This is a genomic window from Vreelandella neptunia, from assembly GCF_000712975.1.
Lineage (GTDB): Bacteria > Pseudomonadota > Gammaproteobacteria > Pseudomonadales > Halomonadaceae > Vreelandella > Vreelandella qaidamensis.
The window spans coordinates 456,343-471,484 of the sequence record NZ_JHQL01000004.1; the positions used below are offsets into that span (position 1 = coordinate 456,343).

Annotated in this window: 14 protein-coding genes, 5 tRNA genes and 1 pseudogene; 13 read left to right on the plus strand and 7 right to left on the minus strand. The window is 52.6% G+C overall.

Translation table 11 applies throughout. From position 1 onward, the window contains the following. Positions 1 to 49 precede the first annotated feature (49 nt). From glcE to CR46_RS0114195, 3 genes are all read left to right on the plus strand, one after another. Entirely contained in the window at positions 50 to 1,150 is a 1,101-nt protein-coding gene (glcE, locus tag CR46_RS0114185) for a glycolate oxidase subunit GlcE (protein ID WP_030074003.1), read from the plus strand. A 14-nt stretch (positions 1,151 to 1,164) separates the two neighbouring features. Further along, positions 1,165 to 2,397, plus strand: coding sequence for a glycolate oxidase subunit GlcF (glcF, locus tag CR46_RS0114190; protein ID WP_030074006.1), 1,233 nt, complete (start codon positions 1,165 to 1,167; stop codon positions 2,395 to 2,397). Positions 2,398 to 2,483: 86 nt separating this feature from the next. Next, positions 2,484 to 2,885 (plus strand): heme-binding protein, encoded by a 402-nt coding sequence (locus CR46_RS0114195; RefSeq protein WP_030074008.1) that lies wholly within the window; start codon positions 2,484 to 2,486, stop codon positions 2,883 to 2,885. A 191-nt stretch (positions 2,886 to 3,076) separates the two neighbouring features. Here CR46_RS0114195 and CR46_RS0114200 read toward each other — a convergent pair. The 6 genes from CR46_RS0114200 to CR46_RS18695 all read right to left on the minus strand — a co-directional run bounded on the left by CR46_RS0114200 (position 3,077) and on the right by CR46_RS18695 (position 4,003). Further along, a tRNA-Asp gene (locus CR46_RS0114200) sits at positions 3,077 to 3,153 on the minus strand. A 77-nt stretch (positions 3,154 to 3,230) separates the two neighbouring features. Continuing rightward, positions 3,231 to 3,306, minus strand: a tRNA-Val gene (locus CR46_RS0114205). 52 nt (positions 3,307 to 3,358) lie between these two features. Further along, positions 3,359 to 3,435, minus strand: a tRNA-Asp gene (locus CR46_RS0114210). 36 nt (positions 3,436 to 3,471) lie between these two features. Further along, positions 3,472 to 3,548: transfer RNA gene (locus tag CR46_RS0114215), tRNA-Asp, on the minus strand. A gap of 50 nt (positions 3,549 to 3,598) precedes the next feature. After that, positions 3,599 to 3,674: transfer RNA gene (locus CR46_RS0114220), tRNA-Val, on the minus strand. Between the two features lie 92 nt (positions 3,675 to 3,766). Continuing rightward, positions 3,767 to 4,003: an alpha/beta family hydrolase gene (locus tag CR46_RS18695; protein WP_420038469.1), complete on the minus strand. Its 237-nt coding sequence runs from the start codon at positions 4,001 to 4,003 to the stop codon at positions 3,767 to 3,769. Between CR46_RS18695 and CR46_RS17840 the strand changes: the two genes are divergently transcribed. Next, a protein-coding gene (locus CR46_RS17840; protein WP_232222394.1) for an IS1182 family transposase occupies positions 3,996 to 5,467 on the plus strand; the annotation gives its coding sequence in 2 pieces (ribosomal slippage) (positions 3,996 to 4,566 and positions 4,566 to 5,467; 1,473 coding nt in all). The two genes, CR46_RS18695 and CR46_RS17840, sit on opposite strands and share 8 nt — an antisense overlap. 55 nt (positions 5,468 to 5,522) lie before the next feature. Here CR46_RS17840 and CR46_RS0114230 read toward each other — a convergent pair. Beyond that, positions 5,523 to 6,038 (minus strand): annotated as a pseudogene (locus tag CR46_RS0114230) (alpha/beta fold hydrolase); the annotation flags it as partial. A gap of 264 nt (positions 6,039 to 6,302) precedes the next feature. Here CR46_RS0114230 and ccoN point away from each other — a divergent pair. The 9 genes from ccoN (at position 6,303) to CR46_RS0114275 (ending at position 15,077) form a co-directional block, all read left to right on the plus strand. After that, a complete protein-coding gene (ccoN, locus tag CR46_RS0114235; RefSeq protein WP_030074010.1) occupies positions 6,303 to 7,730 on the plus strand; it encodes a cytochrome-c oxidase, cbb3-type subunit I in 1,428 nt (475 codons plus the stop codon). 19 nt (positions 7,731 to 7,749) lie between these two features. After that, entirely contained in the window at positions 7,750 to 8,358 is a 609-nt protein-coding gene (gene ccoO, locus CR46_RS0114240) for a cytochrome-c oxidase, cbb3-type subunit II (protein WP_030074012.1), read from the plus strand. A gap of 3 nt (positions 8,359 to 8,361) precedes the next feature. Next, positions 8,362 to 8,586, plus strand: a complete 225-nt coding sequence (locus CR46_RS0114245; protein ID WP_030074015.1) for a CcoQ/FixQ family Cbb3-type cytochrome c oxidase assembly chaperone — start codon at positions 8,362 to 8,364, stop codon at positions 8,584 to 8,586. Next, complete coding sequence (gene ccoP, locus CR46_RS0114250) at positions 8,583 to 9,512, plus strand: cytochrome-c oxidase, cbb3-type subunit III (RefSeq protein WP_030074016.1); 930 nt, start codon at positions 8,583 to 8,585, stop codon at positions 9,510 to 9,512. Before CR46_RS0114245 ends, ccoP begins: the two co-directional genes overlap by 4 nt. A 215-nt stretch (positions 9,513 to 9,727) precedes the next feature. Beyond that, on the plus strand, positions 9,728 to 11,161 hold the full coding sequence (gene ccoG / locus CR46_RS0114255) for a cytochrome c oxidase accessory protein CcoG (RefSeq protein ID WP_030074018.1): 1,434 nt from the start codon (positions 9,728 to 9,730) through the stop codon (positions 11,159 to 11,161). Between the two features lie 7 nt (positions 11,162 to 11,168). Continuing rightward, positions 11,169 to 11,693, plus strand: a complete 525-nt coding sequence (locus CR46_RS0114260; protein WP_030074020.1) for a FixH family protein — start codon at positions 11,169 to 11,171, stop codon at positions 11,691 to 11,693. Continuing rightward, positions 11,690 to 14,167 carry a heavy metal translocating P-type ATPase gene (locus CR46_RS0114265; protein ID WP_030074022.1) on the plus strand — a complete coding sequence of 826 codons (2,478 nt, stop codon included), beginning with the start codon at positions 11,690 to 11,692 and terminating at the stop codon, positions 14,165 to 14,167. Before CR46_RS0114260 ends, CR46_RS0114265 begins: the two co-directional genes overlap by 4 nt. After that, positions 14,164 to 14,385: a cbb3-type cytochrome oxidase assembly protein CcoS gene (ccoS, locus tag CR46_RS0114270; RefSeq protein ID WP_030074024.1), complete on the plus strand. Its 222-nt coding sequence runs from the start codon at positions 14,164 to 14,166 to the stop codon at positions 14,383 to 14,385. The genes CR46_RS0114265 and ccoS overlap by 4 nt, the downstream gene beginning before the upstream one ends. After that, positions 14,382 to 15,077 carry a sulfite exporter TauE/SafE family protein gene (locus CR46_RS0114275; protein WP_030074025.1) on the plus strand — a complete coding sequence of 232 codons (696 nt, stop codon included), beginning with the start codon at positions 14,382 to 14,384 and terminating at the stop codon, positions 15,075 to 15,077. The genes ccoS and CR46_RS0114275 overlap by 4 nt, the downstream gene beginning before the upstream one ends. The last annotated feature ends 65 nt before the right edge of the window (positions 15,078 to 15,142 follow it).

The following is a 15,142-nucleotide window of genomic DNA, read 5'->3' on the forward strand; positions in this document are numbered from 1 at the left end:
CCACTCCTAGTCGACTAACCACTAGGAAGTATAATTATTAGGAATGACCATGACTGAACTAGCGATACATGCTGCCGACCGAGATATCGCTGCCGACCTGTGTGAACAGGTGCGCAGCGCCTATGCCGACCGCACACCACTGCGCATAGTAGGTGGCGACACTCGCGCTTTTTATGGCCGACCGGTAGAAGGCAACGCCCTCAACATGGCGGCCCATAGCGGTATTGTCTCTTATGACCCGGTAGAACTTGTGGTTACTGTTCGTGCTGGTACGCGTTTAAGCGAACTCAACGCTGCACTGGCTGAAAAAAATCAAATGCTGGCCTTTGAACCACCCGCATTTAGCGATGCCAGCACCATCGGCGGCGCTGTTGCCACCGGCATGTCTGGCCCACGCCGCCCATGGGCTGGCGCCGCAAGGGACTTTGTTTTAGGCACACGGGTGATCACCCAGGAAGGTAAACTGCTGCGTTTTGGCGGCGAAGTCATGAAAAACGTTGCGGGTTACGACCTGTCACGCTTGATGGCTGGCGCTCAGGGCACCCTAGGTGTACTGGCTGATATTTCCTTTAAAGTACTGCCTATCCCCACCGCCAACCACAGCCTGCGCCTTAGCATGGGCCTTGAAGAAGCGCTGGCCAAACTCGCCGAATTAGGACGACAGCCCCTGCCTATTACCGCCGCAGGATGGCACTCAGGCGAGCTATTTATTCGCCTGGAAGGCGGTGCAAGCTCAGTTAACGCGACCAAAGAGCGCCTGGGCGGTGAGTCACTTTCTAACGACTTCTGGCAGCAATTGCGTGACCACCAACACGCCTTCTTTAAGCTGAATGAGGGGCAGGCATTGTGGCGTTTATCACTCCCCCCCAATACGCCACCACTCGCCCTAGAAATTCCTCAAAGCGATCTTTTTTATGACTGGGGCGGCAGCCAACGATGGGTAAAAACTCATATGACGGCTGACACATTGCGCGCGGCTTGCGAGCAAGCCGGTGGCCATGCCACCTGTTTCACTCCTTTCGCTCAAGGCGGAGCAGAATCGCCGTTTACTCCGCTCAACCCTGTAGTTGAAAAGTATCATCGCAATCTGAAGGCCGAGCTGGATGCCTACGGCATTTTCAACCCAGGTCGTCTTTATGCGGCGTTTTAATCAGGAGAGCTGACATGCAGACGCACTTTACCGATGCTGACCGCCAAAAACCGCATATTCAGGAGGCTGAGCGTATTCTACGCACCTGCGTTCACTGCGGCTTCTGTAATGCCACCTGCCCCACCTATCAGCTATTGGGCGACGAGCGTGATGGCCCTCGTGGGCGCATCTATTTAATGAAAGAGTTACTGGAGAGCCGCGATGACGATGACCAGGTCACTGAAGAAACGCGTCTACATTTAGACCGCTGCCTTTCCTGCCGCAACTGTGAAACTACCTGCCCATCGGGCGTGGAGTATCACAAACTTTTAGATATCGGCCGTGCAGAAATTGATCGCCGGGTACCTCGCCCAATGGCTGAACGCGCCCAACGCTATGCGCTACGTAAAATGCTGGTGGACCCTAAGCGCTTCAAAGCACTTCTGACATTAGGGCAAACCTTCAAACCTCTGGTGCCTGGCAAACTGCGTAGCAAAATGCCGCCAGCACCAGTAGATGCAGGCCAACGTCCGGATAGCCAGCGCCATCCTCGTAAGGTGTTAATATTAGAAGGGTGCGTTCAACCAGGCCTATCTCCGAATACCAATGCAGCGACCGCTCGACTTTTAGATCGGCTCGGCATTAGCGTAACGCCTATCAGCGAAGCAGGCTGCTGTGGAGCCATTGATTTCCACTTGAATGCCCAGGATGATGGCCGTGCCCGCATGCGGGCTAATATCGATGCTTGGTGGCCACAGATTGAACAAGGAGCTGAAGCCATTGTTCAAACGGCCAGTGGCTGCGGTGCCTTTGTTAAAGAGTATGGTGACATGCTCAAAGACGACCCAGCCTATGCAGAGAAAGCGCAAAAAGTAAGTGCGCTAGCGAAAGATATTGTGGAAATCCTGCGTGATGAGCCAGTAGAGAAGCTACAGCTTAAAGAGCATCAACGTCTCGCGTTTCACTGCCCGTGTACGCTACAACACGCCCAGAAGCTCAATGGTGCAGTTGAAGGCGTACTAAGCAAGCTGGGCTTTTCGCTAACACCAGTGAAAGACGCCCATTTATGTTGTGGCTCAGCAGGCACCTATTCGGTGACTCAACCAGAACTTGCTACCCAGCTACGCAACAATAAGCTCGATGCGCTTGAAGCGAGTAATCCTGAGGTTATCGTTACTGCCAATATTGGCTGCCAAACCCATCTAGCTAGCGCCAATCGCACCCCGGTAAGGCACTGGGTAGAAGTGGTTGATGCCGCTCTGGTATAAACACTAATTCACTTTGCCGCGCTAATACGCTTTTACAAGCAACACTGGCGCGGCATTTTACTCCCCTTGATAAAAAGGAAAGATTGATGCAAACCAAAGCTGTTCTCGGCCAAACCGACGTTATTCAAGTGCTAGATGCTGCTCAAAAAGAAGCCGATAACAACGGATGGCCGGTCACCATTGCCGTAACAGATGATGGAGGACACTTACTTGCCCTGCGTCGTTTAGATAATGCTGCGCCGTTCAGTGCAGAGGTAGCGACCCAAAAAGCACGCAGTGCAGCGTTAGGTCGTAAAGAAACACAAGTTTTTGAAGAGATGATTAACGGCGGCCGTACTGCATTTTTGTCTGCTCCACTACCAGGCCTATTATCAGGTGGCGTTCCTATCATCGTAGATGGCAACGTCGTAGGTGCTGTCGGCATTTCAGGCGTAAAACCGGATCAGGATGTACAGATCGCCAAAGCAGGTGTAAGCGTTATAGCTTGATGCTACCGTGCAGCCTAATGGCTGCACGTAATGGGCTAAAGGTGCTAATTTATGGGAACTAATTTATAGTTCCTAACTTATACGCAATAAAAAACCCAGATCATTGATCTGGGTTTTTTGAATTCGTTCGACTGACATAGCAAGTCGATTACTTTTTTACATCAACAAATCTATAACAATAAACACTTAAATGGCGGACCGGACGAGACTCGAACTCGCGACCTCCGGCGTGACAGGCCGGCATTCTAACCGACTGAACTACCGGTCCACGTTAAGTGACTTCTTATCTACCATTAAGTTAGCTATCTATAAGCGGTTCAGAGGCGCTTAAAATATTAAACCAAATGGTGGGTGGTACTGGGTTCGAACCAGTGACCCCCAGCTTGTAAGGCTGGTGCTCTCCCAACTGAGCTAACCACCCAAGGCACTGCAAGCTTTATGCTTAGCAATGGTACAACTAATGTAAGCTATCGTGGCGGACCGGACGAGACTCGAACTCGCGACCTCCGGCGTGACAGGCCGGCATTCTAACCGACTGAACTACCGGTCCGAATAGCGATAACTTATGCACAGTGATAATTGATGATGGCGGACCGGACGAGACTCGAACTCGCGACCTCCGGCGTGACAGGCCGGCATTCTAACCAACTGAACTACCGGTCCACTTAATGCATCAGTTACTACTGCTTCACGTTCCCAAACGACCAATTAAATGGTGGGTGGTACTGGGTTCGAACCAGTGACCCCCAGCTTGTAAGGCTGGTGCTCTCCCAACTGAGCTAACCACCCGCTGGTCACGTGGCGCTGCATTCTACAGAAGCTTAGTAATTTGTCAATACGATGCATTTAAATTTTTGATTTAAACCAGCGTAATGACTTTACTACACAAGCTCTGCAACATCTGCTTGATGAGCGCGGACGAAGGATGCCGCAAGTAGGGCTGCTTCGTCAATCAAAACCTGCTGATTTAACCCAGAAATACGTCTGGGCTTAAAGTCATGATCCCCATCCGCCAGCCAAACAACATTAATATTCAGACTGCTGACAAAGCCCTGGCCCTTCGGCCAGGGTTTTGCTTTTATAAGCGTATCGTTTTTTGTGGTGGCCGATATGCTCAAAGACCCTTCCCCCCAGCAGCACGAACTGGAGATGGTGACGCTCGAAGAACTCGTGCCCTCAAACCATCTACTGCGTCAGATCGAGGCTGCCCTTGACTTCAGCTTTATCCGCGATCGTGTGCGTCATCTCTACTGCGCTAATAATGGTCGGCCCGCGCTTGATCCCGTGCTGCTTTTTAAGGCCTTGTTTATCGGCTATCTGTTTGGCATTCGTAGCGAGCGCCAGTTGATGCGCGAGATCCAGGTTAACGTCGCCTACCGCTGGTTCCTCGGCTTGCGCTTGACCGACAAAGTGCCCGACGCCTCAACCATCAGCCAGAACCGACGCCGCCGCTTCTCCGATAGCACGATCCACCAGGAGATCTTCGATACCATTGTCGAGCAGGCCATCGCACAAGGCTTGGTGGGCGGCGAAGTGCTCTATACCGACAGCACGCACCTCAAGGCCAATGCCAACAAGCATCGCTTTGAGCGCCAAGAGGTCGAGACAACGGCGCGAGACTATCTGGAAGCTCTGGACGTGGCGGTTGAGGAGGACCGCGCCCAACACGGAAAAAAGCCCTGACGCCGCGTGCCAAGGCACCGGCTACCGTCGAAAAGAAAATCAGCCTCACCGACCCGGATAGCGGCTATATGGTGCGCGATGGCAAGCCGACCGGCTTCTTCTATCTGGATCACCGCACGGTGGACGGCAAGCACGCCATTATTACCGATACCCATGTTACCCCAGCCAGCGTGCACGATAGCGTGCCTTACTTGGCGCGGCTGGATCATCAGTGCCAGCGCTTCGGGCTGGACCCCGTCGGTGTCGGCCTCGACGCCGGTTACTTTACGGCGGCGATCTGTCATGGGCTGGAGGAACGCGGCCTGTATGGCGTCATCGGCTACCGCCGCCCCAGTAAACTCAAGGGTTATCTACCCAAGCGTGCCTTCACGTATGACGCGGCGACTAACACCTATCGGTGCCCAGAGGGGCAGTCGCTGATCTATGCCACCACGGATCGCCATGGCTACCGCCACTATCGCAGTGATCCTGAGATCTGTCGCGGTTGCCCTCGGCTGGCGACCTGTACCCGCAACGCCAAGCAGATAAAAACGGTCACGCGTCACGTCTGGCAGGACGACAAGGATCGGGTGGATGCCCGGCGACTGACGGAGCCGGGCAAGAAGCTCTACAAGCGTCGCAAGGAGACGGTGGAGCGCAGCTTCGCCGACGCCAAGCAGTTACACGGGCACCGTTATGCGCGAATGCGAGGCCTGGCGCGCGTCAAAGAGCAGTGCTTGCTGGCCGCTGCTTGCCAAAACCTCAAGAAAATCGCGCAGGCGCGTTGGCGCCGGCTTTTTTGCACGTTTTTACGTCACCTGAGGGCTCATAGGGCTCGTCAAAAGTCGTTATACCCGGCGATGAGCAGAGGCCGCGCGATGAGGGTCGTGAGTGAGGCCACGCGTGTATGCCTGCTTTAAAAGCAACGAACCCACCAAAATAGGTGGATTCGTCAGCAGTCTGATTAATATTATTGGGCAAGCTGTAGTCTGAAACATCGCCTACGTCGCCAAAGGGGTCCCGTTCACCTTGTAAAATCTGTACAGGGCAACCAATAGCAGGAAAGTGCCCTAAACGACGTTTATCTGGTTTTTTAGGCGGATGAAAAGGATAGCCTGCAACAATAACACCTTGGCAATGCACCTGATGACCCACCATTTCACTGGCAAATAGTGTCGCAACACGTCCTCCCATCGATTTACCGCCTACCCATAACGGCTGATCGCTTAAAGGCGCGAGCAGTGTGGCCCATGCAGTGAAGTGAGCTACTGTTTGCTGAATGGGTGGTGGCGGACGACGCTTGCCCTGCTCGTTAATTTGCTGCATGTAAGGAAAATCAATTGCTAAGACCTGGATTCCTTGCCTTGCCAGTGTCGCGGCAAATTGCCGCATAAACGCAGAGCAATGACCCGCTCCGGCACCATGAGCAAACAGTATTCGGCCAACCTTAGGCATACCCAAAACAGTCAGCGGGCCGTGTCCAGCCACCATAAACCGATGCACGGTAGGCTTAGCTAACGCATTATTCAACGCCTCTGGGGATATATCGACAAAACCAGAATCCGCGTAATACGACACGTTTAACTCCTAATAATTCAGCGTTACTTCTATTGGCGTGTTCAGCTTAGGGCGCGGCTGCGATAGAATCTAGAACGGATCTTGACCTGCATCATCAAGCGAGTGGTCGCACCCGTGCAAAATGCTAATGCAAAATGCTACGGGTTACCCCCTAACCGCGTTCGATGGGAACATGAAATGAGCACAGCACTGGAACACCCGACCTACAACTACAAGGTAGTTCGGCAGTTCGCGATCATGACCGTTGTGTGGGGCATTGTAGGCATGACGTTAGGCGTCATCCTTGCCTCCCAGCTAGTTTGGCCGCAACTGAATCTTGGCTTACCTTGGACAAGCTTTGGACGTCTTCGTCCGTTACATACTAACGCCGTTATCTTTGCTTTCGGCGGATCGGCACTATTTGCGACGTCATATTACGTCGTACAGCGTACCTGTCAGACACGTCTGTTCTCTGACAAGCTTGCAGCGTTTACCTTCTGGGGATGGCAAGCGGTTATCCTTTCTGCTGTGGTGTCCCTACCATTGGGCTACACCACGACAAAGGAGTACGCTGAACTCGAATGGCCTATCAACATTTTGATTGCGGTCGTGTGGATCAGTTACGCGATTGTTTTCTTGATGACGATTAAAAAGCGCACCACGTCACACATCTATGTGGCGAACTGGTTCTTTGCAGCGTTTATTTTAACCGTTGCAGTACTGCATATCGTTAACAATGCGGCGATTCCGGTCACCCCCATGTACTCCACCTCGATTTATGCGGGTGCAGTCGATGCCATGGTGCAGTGGTGGTACGGCCATAACGCGGTCGGTTTCTTCCTGACGGCAGGCTTCCTGGGTATGATGTATTACTTCGTGCCAAAACAGGCCGAACGCCCGATCTACTCCTACCGTCTTTCTATCGTCCACTTCTGGGCGTTAATCATGATTTACATGTGGGCTGGCCCTCACCACCTGCACTACACAGCGCTGCCTAACTGGGCGCAGTCGCTAGGTATGATCATGTCTATCATTCTTCTGGCACCTTCCTGGGGCGGCATGATTAACGGCATGATGACGCTATCCGGGGCTTGGCATAAGCTTCGCACCGATCCTACCCTGCGTTTCTTGGTTGTCGCACTTTCGTTCTACGGCATGTCGACCTTCGAAGGTCCGATGATGGCGATCAAGACCGTCAACGCGCTATCGCATTATACCGACTGGACCATTGGTCACGTACACTCGGGTGCACTTGGCTGGGTAGCCATGATTACGATCGGGTCTATGTACCACCTGATCCCGCGCTTATTTGGGCGTACTGAAATGCACTCGGTCAACTTAATTGCCGTGCATTTCTGGCTAGCTACTATTGGCACTGTGCTGTACATCGCCGCTATGTGGGTTAATGGCATTATGCAGGGCTTAATGTGGCGCGCAATCAACGCTGACGGCACATTAATGTATACCTTCGTTGAGTCTGTCGAAGCTAGCGGCCCAGGCTACTTTGTTCGCCTCATAGGCGGCCTGTTCTGGGTTGTCGGCATGCTAATCATGGCATACAACGTTTACATGACCGTCAAGCGTCGCGAAACGATTAGCAGCTATTCAGCGCCACAGGCCGCTTAAACCGGGGAAGTTGAGACCAATGAAACACGAGATTGTCGAAAAGAACGTTGGCCTGCTCGCCGTGTTGATCCTGGTTGCGATCAGCTTTGGCGGCTTGGCCGAAGTGGTGCCGCTGTTCTTTCAAAAGCAAACAACAGAGCCAGTTGAGGGGCTACGCCCCTTAAGCGCACTGGAGTTGGAAGGACGTGACATTTATCGCCGTGAAGGTTGCGTAGGCTGCCACTCACAAATGGTTCGCCCCTTCCGCGCAGAAACTGAACGCTATGGCCACTATAACGTAGCCGGCGAGCAAGTTTATGAGCATAACTTCCTATGGGGTTCTAAGCGCACCGGGCCTGACCTTGCTCGCGTGGGAGGACGTTATAGTGATGACTGGCACCGCGCGCACATGTATAACCCCCGCGATGTGGTACCTGAGTCGGTCATGCCTGCTTATCCTTGGCTATTTGAAAACACTCTGGATGGCGAATCTACACCGGCAAAAATGCGCACCCTACAACAGCTAGGGGTGCCCTATGACGATGAAGATATCGCCACTGCGACAGAAGACGTTCGCGGCACCCAGGAAATCACTGCACTGGTGGCCTATCTGCAGCAGCTAGGAACCGTGCTCGAGGGCACTCGTTAAGCTATGGATACGGGAACTTTCCGCGGTCTTATCACGCTGTTTTTGATCGTCGCTTTTATTGGCATTTTTATATGGGCCTACTCAAAGCGACGCAAACCAGACTTCGAAGAAGCGGCTAACCTGCCCTTCGCCGATGAAGATGATGATAAGCAACCGACCCGTGATAAGCATGCTTCGACTAAACACGAAGTGGATTCCCGCCACGACAGGGGAGATAAAAATACATGAATAATTTATGGGGTGACTCCCTATCCAGCTTCTGGAGCGCCTGGATTATTGTCATCACGCTAGGCACTATCGCATTAAGCGTTTGGATTCTATTTGCCAACCGCCGAACCGATAAAACGCCGGATGCTGATGGTAATGTCGAAACCACTGGCCATGCCGCTGATGGAATTGAAGAGTACGACAACGCATTACCTCGGTGGTGGTTTCAACTGTTTGTACTCACCGTTATTTTTGCCCTGGGTTATCTAGTGCTTTACCCAGGCTTGGGTAACTACGCCGGCGTTTTGGGCTGGTCTCAAGAAAGTCAGTGGGAAGAAGAAGTCGCTGATGCTGAAGAGCGTTTCACGCCGATTTTTGCCCAGTACCAGGAAGTACCTATTCCTGAACTGGCTAGAGACGCTGAAGCAATGCGGGTAGCAGAGCGTGTTTACTTGAACAACTGTGCGGTATGCCACGGCTCGAACGCCCAAGGGGGCTACGGCTTCCCAAATCTGACCGATGATGATTGGCTCTATGGTGGCGAACCAGAAAACATCATGATGACGCTAAACAACGGTCGTAATGGGTTAATGCCTGCTTGGCAGCAGCTTGGTGAGAATAATATTGAAAACCTCACTCAGTACGTGCTCTCGCTCTCTGATCTGGAGCATGATGCAGAGCGTGCGGCTAGCGGTGAAAGTACGTTCCTTGCGGCTTGTGCGGCATGCCATACACCAAGCGGAACGGGTAACATCGCATTAGGCGCGCCCAATCTGACAAATGACATTTGGCTTTATCAGGCACCAGGCCAAAGCGTTGCCGACTCTGTCCGTCAAACGCTGCGTAATGGTCGTAATGGCCATATGCCAGCGCAAGCGGCTTACATTGGTGAAGAACGCGTTCACTTGGTCGCAGCCTATGTCTACAGTTTACGCTTCAACGACTAGCCTTTCGTTAGCGGTATAGACATTGGTGCATGACAGGGTGCGGTTTCATACCGCACCCTTTCTTCATCTATCGCTCATCCAGACAACTTCTCTATCCGTTACACTATGATTTAGCGACACGGCATACAGTTGCGTTATCTCTAACGTTACGGGTCTTAACGCCACGATATCTATGTTGCCGCCCACTCCTGCCTTATTGAGCTGTGATCATCGCCATGGAAAAAATACCTAGCCAAGATATTACACCGTCTGTGGGGCACCATACCCCTGGAGAGAGCACAACTCAGGATATGTATGCTAAGCGCCGTCATATCTATGTGCGCGAAATTAAAGGTTTATTTCAAAAAGTTAGACGCAGCGCTAACTGGGCGCTCATGCTCGGCTTTTTTCTGCTCCCTTGGCTAAACTGGGGTGATCGACCGGCGGTTTGGTTTGACCTACCAGGCCGTGAATTCCATATTTTTGCTGCCACCTTTTATCCGCAAGAGTTCGTCTTACTTTCCTGGCTACTTATTATCTGTGCCTTTGGGCTGTTTTTTATCACGGTTTTTGCTGGGCGCGTTTGGTGCGGCTACACCTGCCCTCAAAGCGTCTGGACCTTTTTGTTTATTTGGCTTGAGCATCGTATAGAAGGCTCTAGAAACCAACGTATTAAGCTCGATAAGCAGCCCATGACTGCTGATAAAATATGGCGAAAAGGGGCCAAACATACCGCTTGGTTATTGATAGCCCTGGCCACTGGCGTCACTTTTGTGGGCTATTTCACCCCCATTCGAACGCTAGTAATGGAATTACCGACGCTAGAAGCCCATGGCTGGTCCTATTTTTGGGTTGGCTTCTTTTTAGTATTCACCTACTTAAATGCTGGCTGGCTACGCGAACAGGTGTGCATTTATATGTGCCCCTACGCTCGCTTCCAATCCGTCATGTTTGATCGCGATACATTAATTGTGTCGTATGACGAGGCACGCGGTGAACCAAGAGGCCGACGTAAAAAATCGCTTAGCCACACCCAGGCAAGAGAAGCTGGCTTTGGCGACTGCATTGACTGCGAACTATGTGTTCAAGTCTGCCCAACGGGTATCGATATTCGCGACGGGCTGCAATATGAGTGCATTACCTGTGCGGCTTGCATTGATGCCTGCGATAGCGTCATGGATAAAATGGGCTATCCTAAGGGCCTTATTCGTTACACAACAGAGAATGCGCTAGAAGGTAAAAAAAGCCATATTTTGCGCCCTCGGCTATTGGGCTACTTTGTCGCGCTGATTATCATGGTGGCAGCATTTGCATGGGCAGTTAATGACCGCATTCCGCTTAGCTTCGATGCCGAACGCGAGCGCACTCAGCTGTATCAAATGACTCGCGAAGGCCAGATCAGCAATGTTTATAGCATCACAGTACGTAACCTGGATAACGAACCGCATACCTATCAGATCAGCGTGTCAGGTCTGCCTAGCTTAACCCTGGATCATACGTCGATTAGCGTGCCTGCAGGCGAGTCGCGCATTCAGGTTGTGACCGTACTTGCGAACCCTCAAGACTTAAACCAGCCTAGCCACCCCATTACTTTTGCGCTTCAAGCAGTGCAAGATGAGCAAATCCGTCAGGAGCGTGAAGCTCGCTTCTTAGGTAATGCCAGGAGATAAATGCGTTATGTCAGATTCACCGATTACACCCTGGTATAAGCAGTTTTGGCCATGGTTTTTATTAGGCTTACTGTTTTCATCCATTGTTGTCAGCACGACCTTTGCAGTTTTGTCGATCAAAAGCTACGACGGTATGGTGGTACAAGAAGATTATTACGAACACGGCAAAGCAATTAACGTGGTGCTCGCAAAACAAGAGCAAGCACGGGCATTAAATTTAAGCGCCGAGCTACGCATTGATCCGCTGACCAGTGATATCGTTGTTGATCTTGCTGGCGATGCTCGTCCAGACAAGCTCTACCTCGATCTGATCTTTCCCACTGAAGATGACCGCGATCAGTCGTTTGTTCTAGAGCATGTCCGCGACGGGCGCTATATCACCCAAGGCCCAGACAATCTACGCTATCGCTGGTATCTACAGCTACAGCCAGAGCAAGGCGGCGACGCTGACTGGCGACTAATCGGCGAAGCACGCTTCCCTGATGAAAACACTATTGCACTACTACCGGGTGGACGCTCGGAGAACGAATGATCAAGACCACCCTTAGCTGCTATCACTGCGGTAACACGGTGCCCGATGGGGCACCGTGGCGTATTAATATTGACGACACCCCCCAACCACTGTGCTGCCCCGGTTGCGAAGCCGTCGCTCATGCCATCGTCGATGGTGGTTTGGAAAGCTACTATCGCTATCGCACCGAAATGCCCGAGCGCCCTGATGAGCGCCAAGCTGCCAAGGCAGAAACTTGGTCAGTATTTGACGACCCTGGTTTACAAGCGCAGTTTGTTCACCCCGAAGGAGATGAAGGAGAAGTAAGGGCCACACTGGCGATAGACGGTATCACCTGTGCAGCCTGCGCTTGGCTCATCGAACACCGATTGAACGCACTAGAAGGGGTCACATCAAGCGCCGTTAACCTAACCCATCACCGCCTTCGCGTTAGCTGGGACCCAGAGGTTATTAACCTTTCTCAATTATTCGCTGAACTAGCGGCCATTGGTTACGATGCGCAGCCCTACGAGCCTGACCAAGCCCAAATGCGCTTGCAACATGAAGAACGCATGAATGTGCGTCGCCTAATTGTTGCCGCCGTAGGCATGATGCAAGTCATGATGTTCTCTATTCCCATTTATGTATCGGGGCCAGGTGAGCTTAGCGAAGACTTTTACGCTCTGTTTCACTGGCTATCATTTGCTCTCGCAACGCCCGTGGTATTTTTCTCAGCGCAGCCTTTTTTCCGTAACGCATTACGCGACCTGAAAACAGGTGTGCTTGGCATGGATGTGCCCGTTTCATTAGCCATTGGCGGTGCTTATTTGGCAAGTAGTTACGCGGTACTGTTTAACGTTGGCGAGGTCTATTTTGACTCAGTGGCCATGTTTACCTTTTTCTTGCTGTTTGGCCGCTACGTGGAAGGCCGGGCAAGACGGCGCAGCGGCCATAGCGGTAATGCGTTGAGCGGTGTTTTACCTGTGTCTGCCATTCGCTTAGAGCAGGATGGTAGCGAACGCATCCTGCCTGCCAGCGAACTCACGGAAGGCGACCGAGTGCTAATTAAACCCGGCCACGGCGTGCCGGCTGATGGCATTATCGAAGATGGCGAGTCCAGCCTCGACGAGTCGATGCTCACTGGCGAGTACTTACCAGTGACCCGTCGAGTAGGCGAATGCGTGGTGGGTGGGAGCCAAAACATGGAAAACCCACTCGTCATGCGGGTTACCCATGCAGGCAACAGCGCCAGGGTTGCTAACATCGTTGACTTAACGGATCGCGCCTTTGCCAGCCGCCCACGCCTTGCCCAAATGGCGGCGCGGATGGCTCACCTGTTTGTACTACGACTACTGATCGTTACCGCCTGTGTCACCGTCGCGTGGTGGTTTATCGACCCCTCCCGTATGTTATGGGTACTGCTTTCCGTATTGGTAGTGACCTGTCCTTGCGCACTGGCACTGGCAACCCCCACGGCACTAACAGCAGGACATGGCCAGCTGCGCCAGCGAGGCGTACTGATTACCCGTGCCGACGCGATTGAATCACTCTCCAACGTCACGCGGGTTATTTTTGATAAGACCGGCACATTGACTCGCGGCGAAATGCAACTGACTCAAACTCAACCTATTACCCAACAGCCTCTCACCCACCACCATACCCCACTCAGTGAGGAGCATGCGCAGGCTATTGCCGCGGCGCTAGAGGCGCATTCAGAGCACCCCATTGCCAGGGCGTTTCGACCGTTTCGGGATGCCACCCTGCAAGCACGCAACGTTAAAAGCGTGACCGGAAGCGGCCTTGAAGGCACGTTGAACGGCGCAACATGGCGCTTAGGCAAACCAGACTTTGCCACGACAGCCGCCCTGGCTCCACCAGGATTTGGTCAGTGGTTGCTACTCAGTGAAGATAATACGCCACGCGCTTGGTTTAAACTGCACGATGGCATTCGAGAAGATGCGGCCCAAACCGTTGCTGCCCTTCAAGCCCGCGGGCTTGAAGTGGAGCTGCTCTCCGGCGACACGCAAGAAGCGGTAGAGAGTTTGGCAGAGCAGCTCAACATCACCACTTGGCACGCTGGTAAATCGCCTGAAGGCAAGCTTGAACGGTTACGTGAGCTGCAAGCCAATGGTGAACGGGTCGTGATGATCGGTGACGGTATCAATGATGTACCGGTATTGGCTGGCGCTGACGTCGCCATTGCTATGAACGGCGCCACAGACCTTGCCCGCACACGAGCCGACGCGATATTACTGAGTCCACGTCTAATACGTATTTTTGAAGCCATTGATATTGCCTGCGCCACGCGTCGCATTATGCGTCAAAACATGATGTGGTCGGTTTGCTACAATTTTTCGGCTTTGCCCTTGGCAGCGATGGGGTTAATTCCCCCTTGGCTGGCCGCAATTGGCATGTCACTAAGTTCCTTGGTGGTGATAGGTAACGCATTACGTCTCACGCGCTGGCGCACACCTTCTGTTACTCAGGCTGGCCTATCCACACCGGTGAGTGTATGACAATCTTATATTTATTGATTCCACTTTCACTGATTTTGCTGGGCCTCGCGGTGTGGGCGTTTTTCTGGGCCGTTAAGCATGACCAGTTTGACGATCTCGAAGGTCCCGCCCACCGTATCCTGTTTGACGATGATGAGAATGACCTGCCCCCCGAACAACGCGCCGAGCGTAAAAAAAACGTGTCTTCTTCTCAAGACAATCAAGAGCCACCCGTATGAATCCCACGGGGTTTGATTTACCGCCACTACTCGCTGCGTTTGTCTTTGGCTTAATGGGTGGCGCTCACTGTATCGGCATGTGCGGCGGCATTATGAGCGCACTCACGTTTGCCGTACCACCTAGCATGCGGCACCCAGCCCGCATGGGTGGGCTCCTGATTAGCTATAACGCGGGACGCATTCTCAGCTATATGGTGGCAGGCGCTAGTGTAGCGGCACTTGGCACACTGATCTCTCTTTCACCAAACGCACGTATTGCGCTCCAGGCATTCGCCGCAGTAATGCTGATCTTAATGGCGCTCTATATCGCTAACTGGTGGAAAGGACTACTAAAAGTAGAGGCAGTCGGACGATATCTTTGGCGTTATATAGAACCGGTGGGAAGACGCCTGATGCCGGTTGTGCATCTTCCTCAAGCCTTCGCCCTTGGCGCACTTTGGGGCTGGTTACCCTGCGGTTTAGTTTATTCAATGCTAGCTTGGAGCCTAGCCATTGCAGACCCAATCGACGGTGCTCTTCTAATGGGGGCTTTTGGCCTCGGCACCCTACCTGCCTTGCTGGCAACCGGCCTAGCAGCACAGCAGCTGAGCCATTTAATTCGTCACCCTGCCACTCGCAGCATTGCCGCACTGTCAATCATTGGCTTTGCACTTTGGCAGCTGTGGTCTCTAGCACCTTACACTGCGCATTAAGCAGCCCCCATAGCTTGATATAGCTCAACGCTTTCAAAGTGCCACTGCACTAGCATAAGGATCAA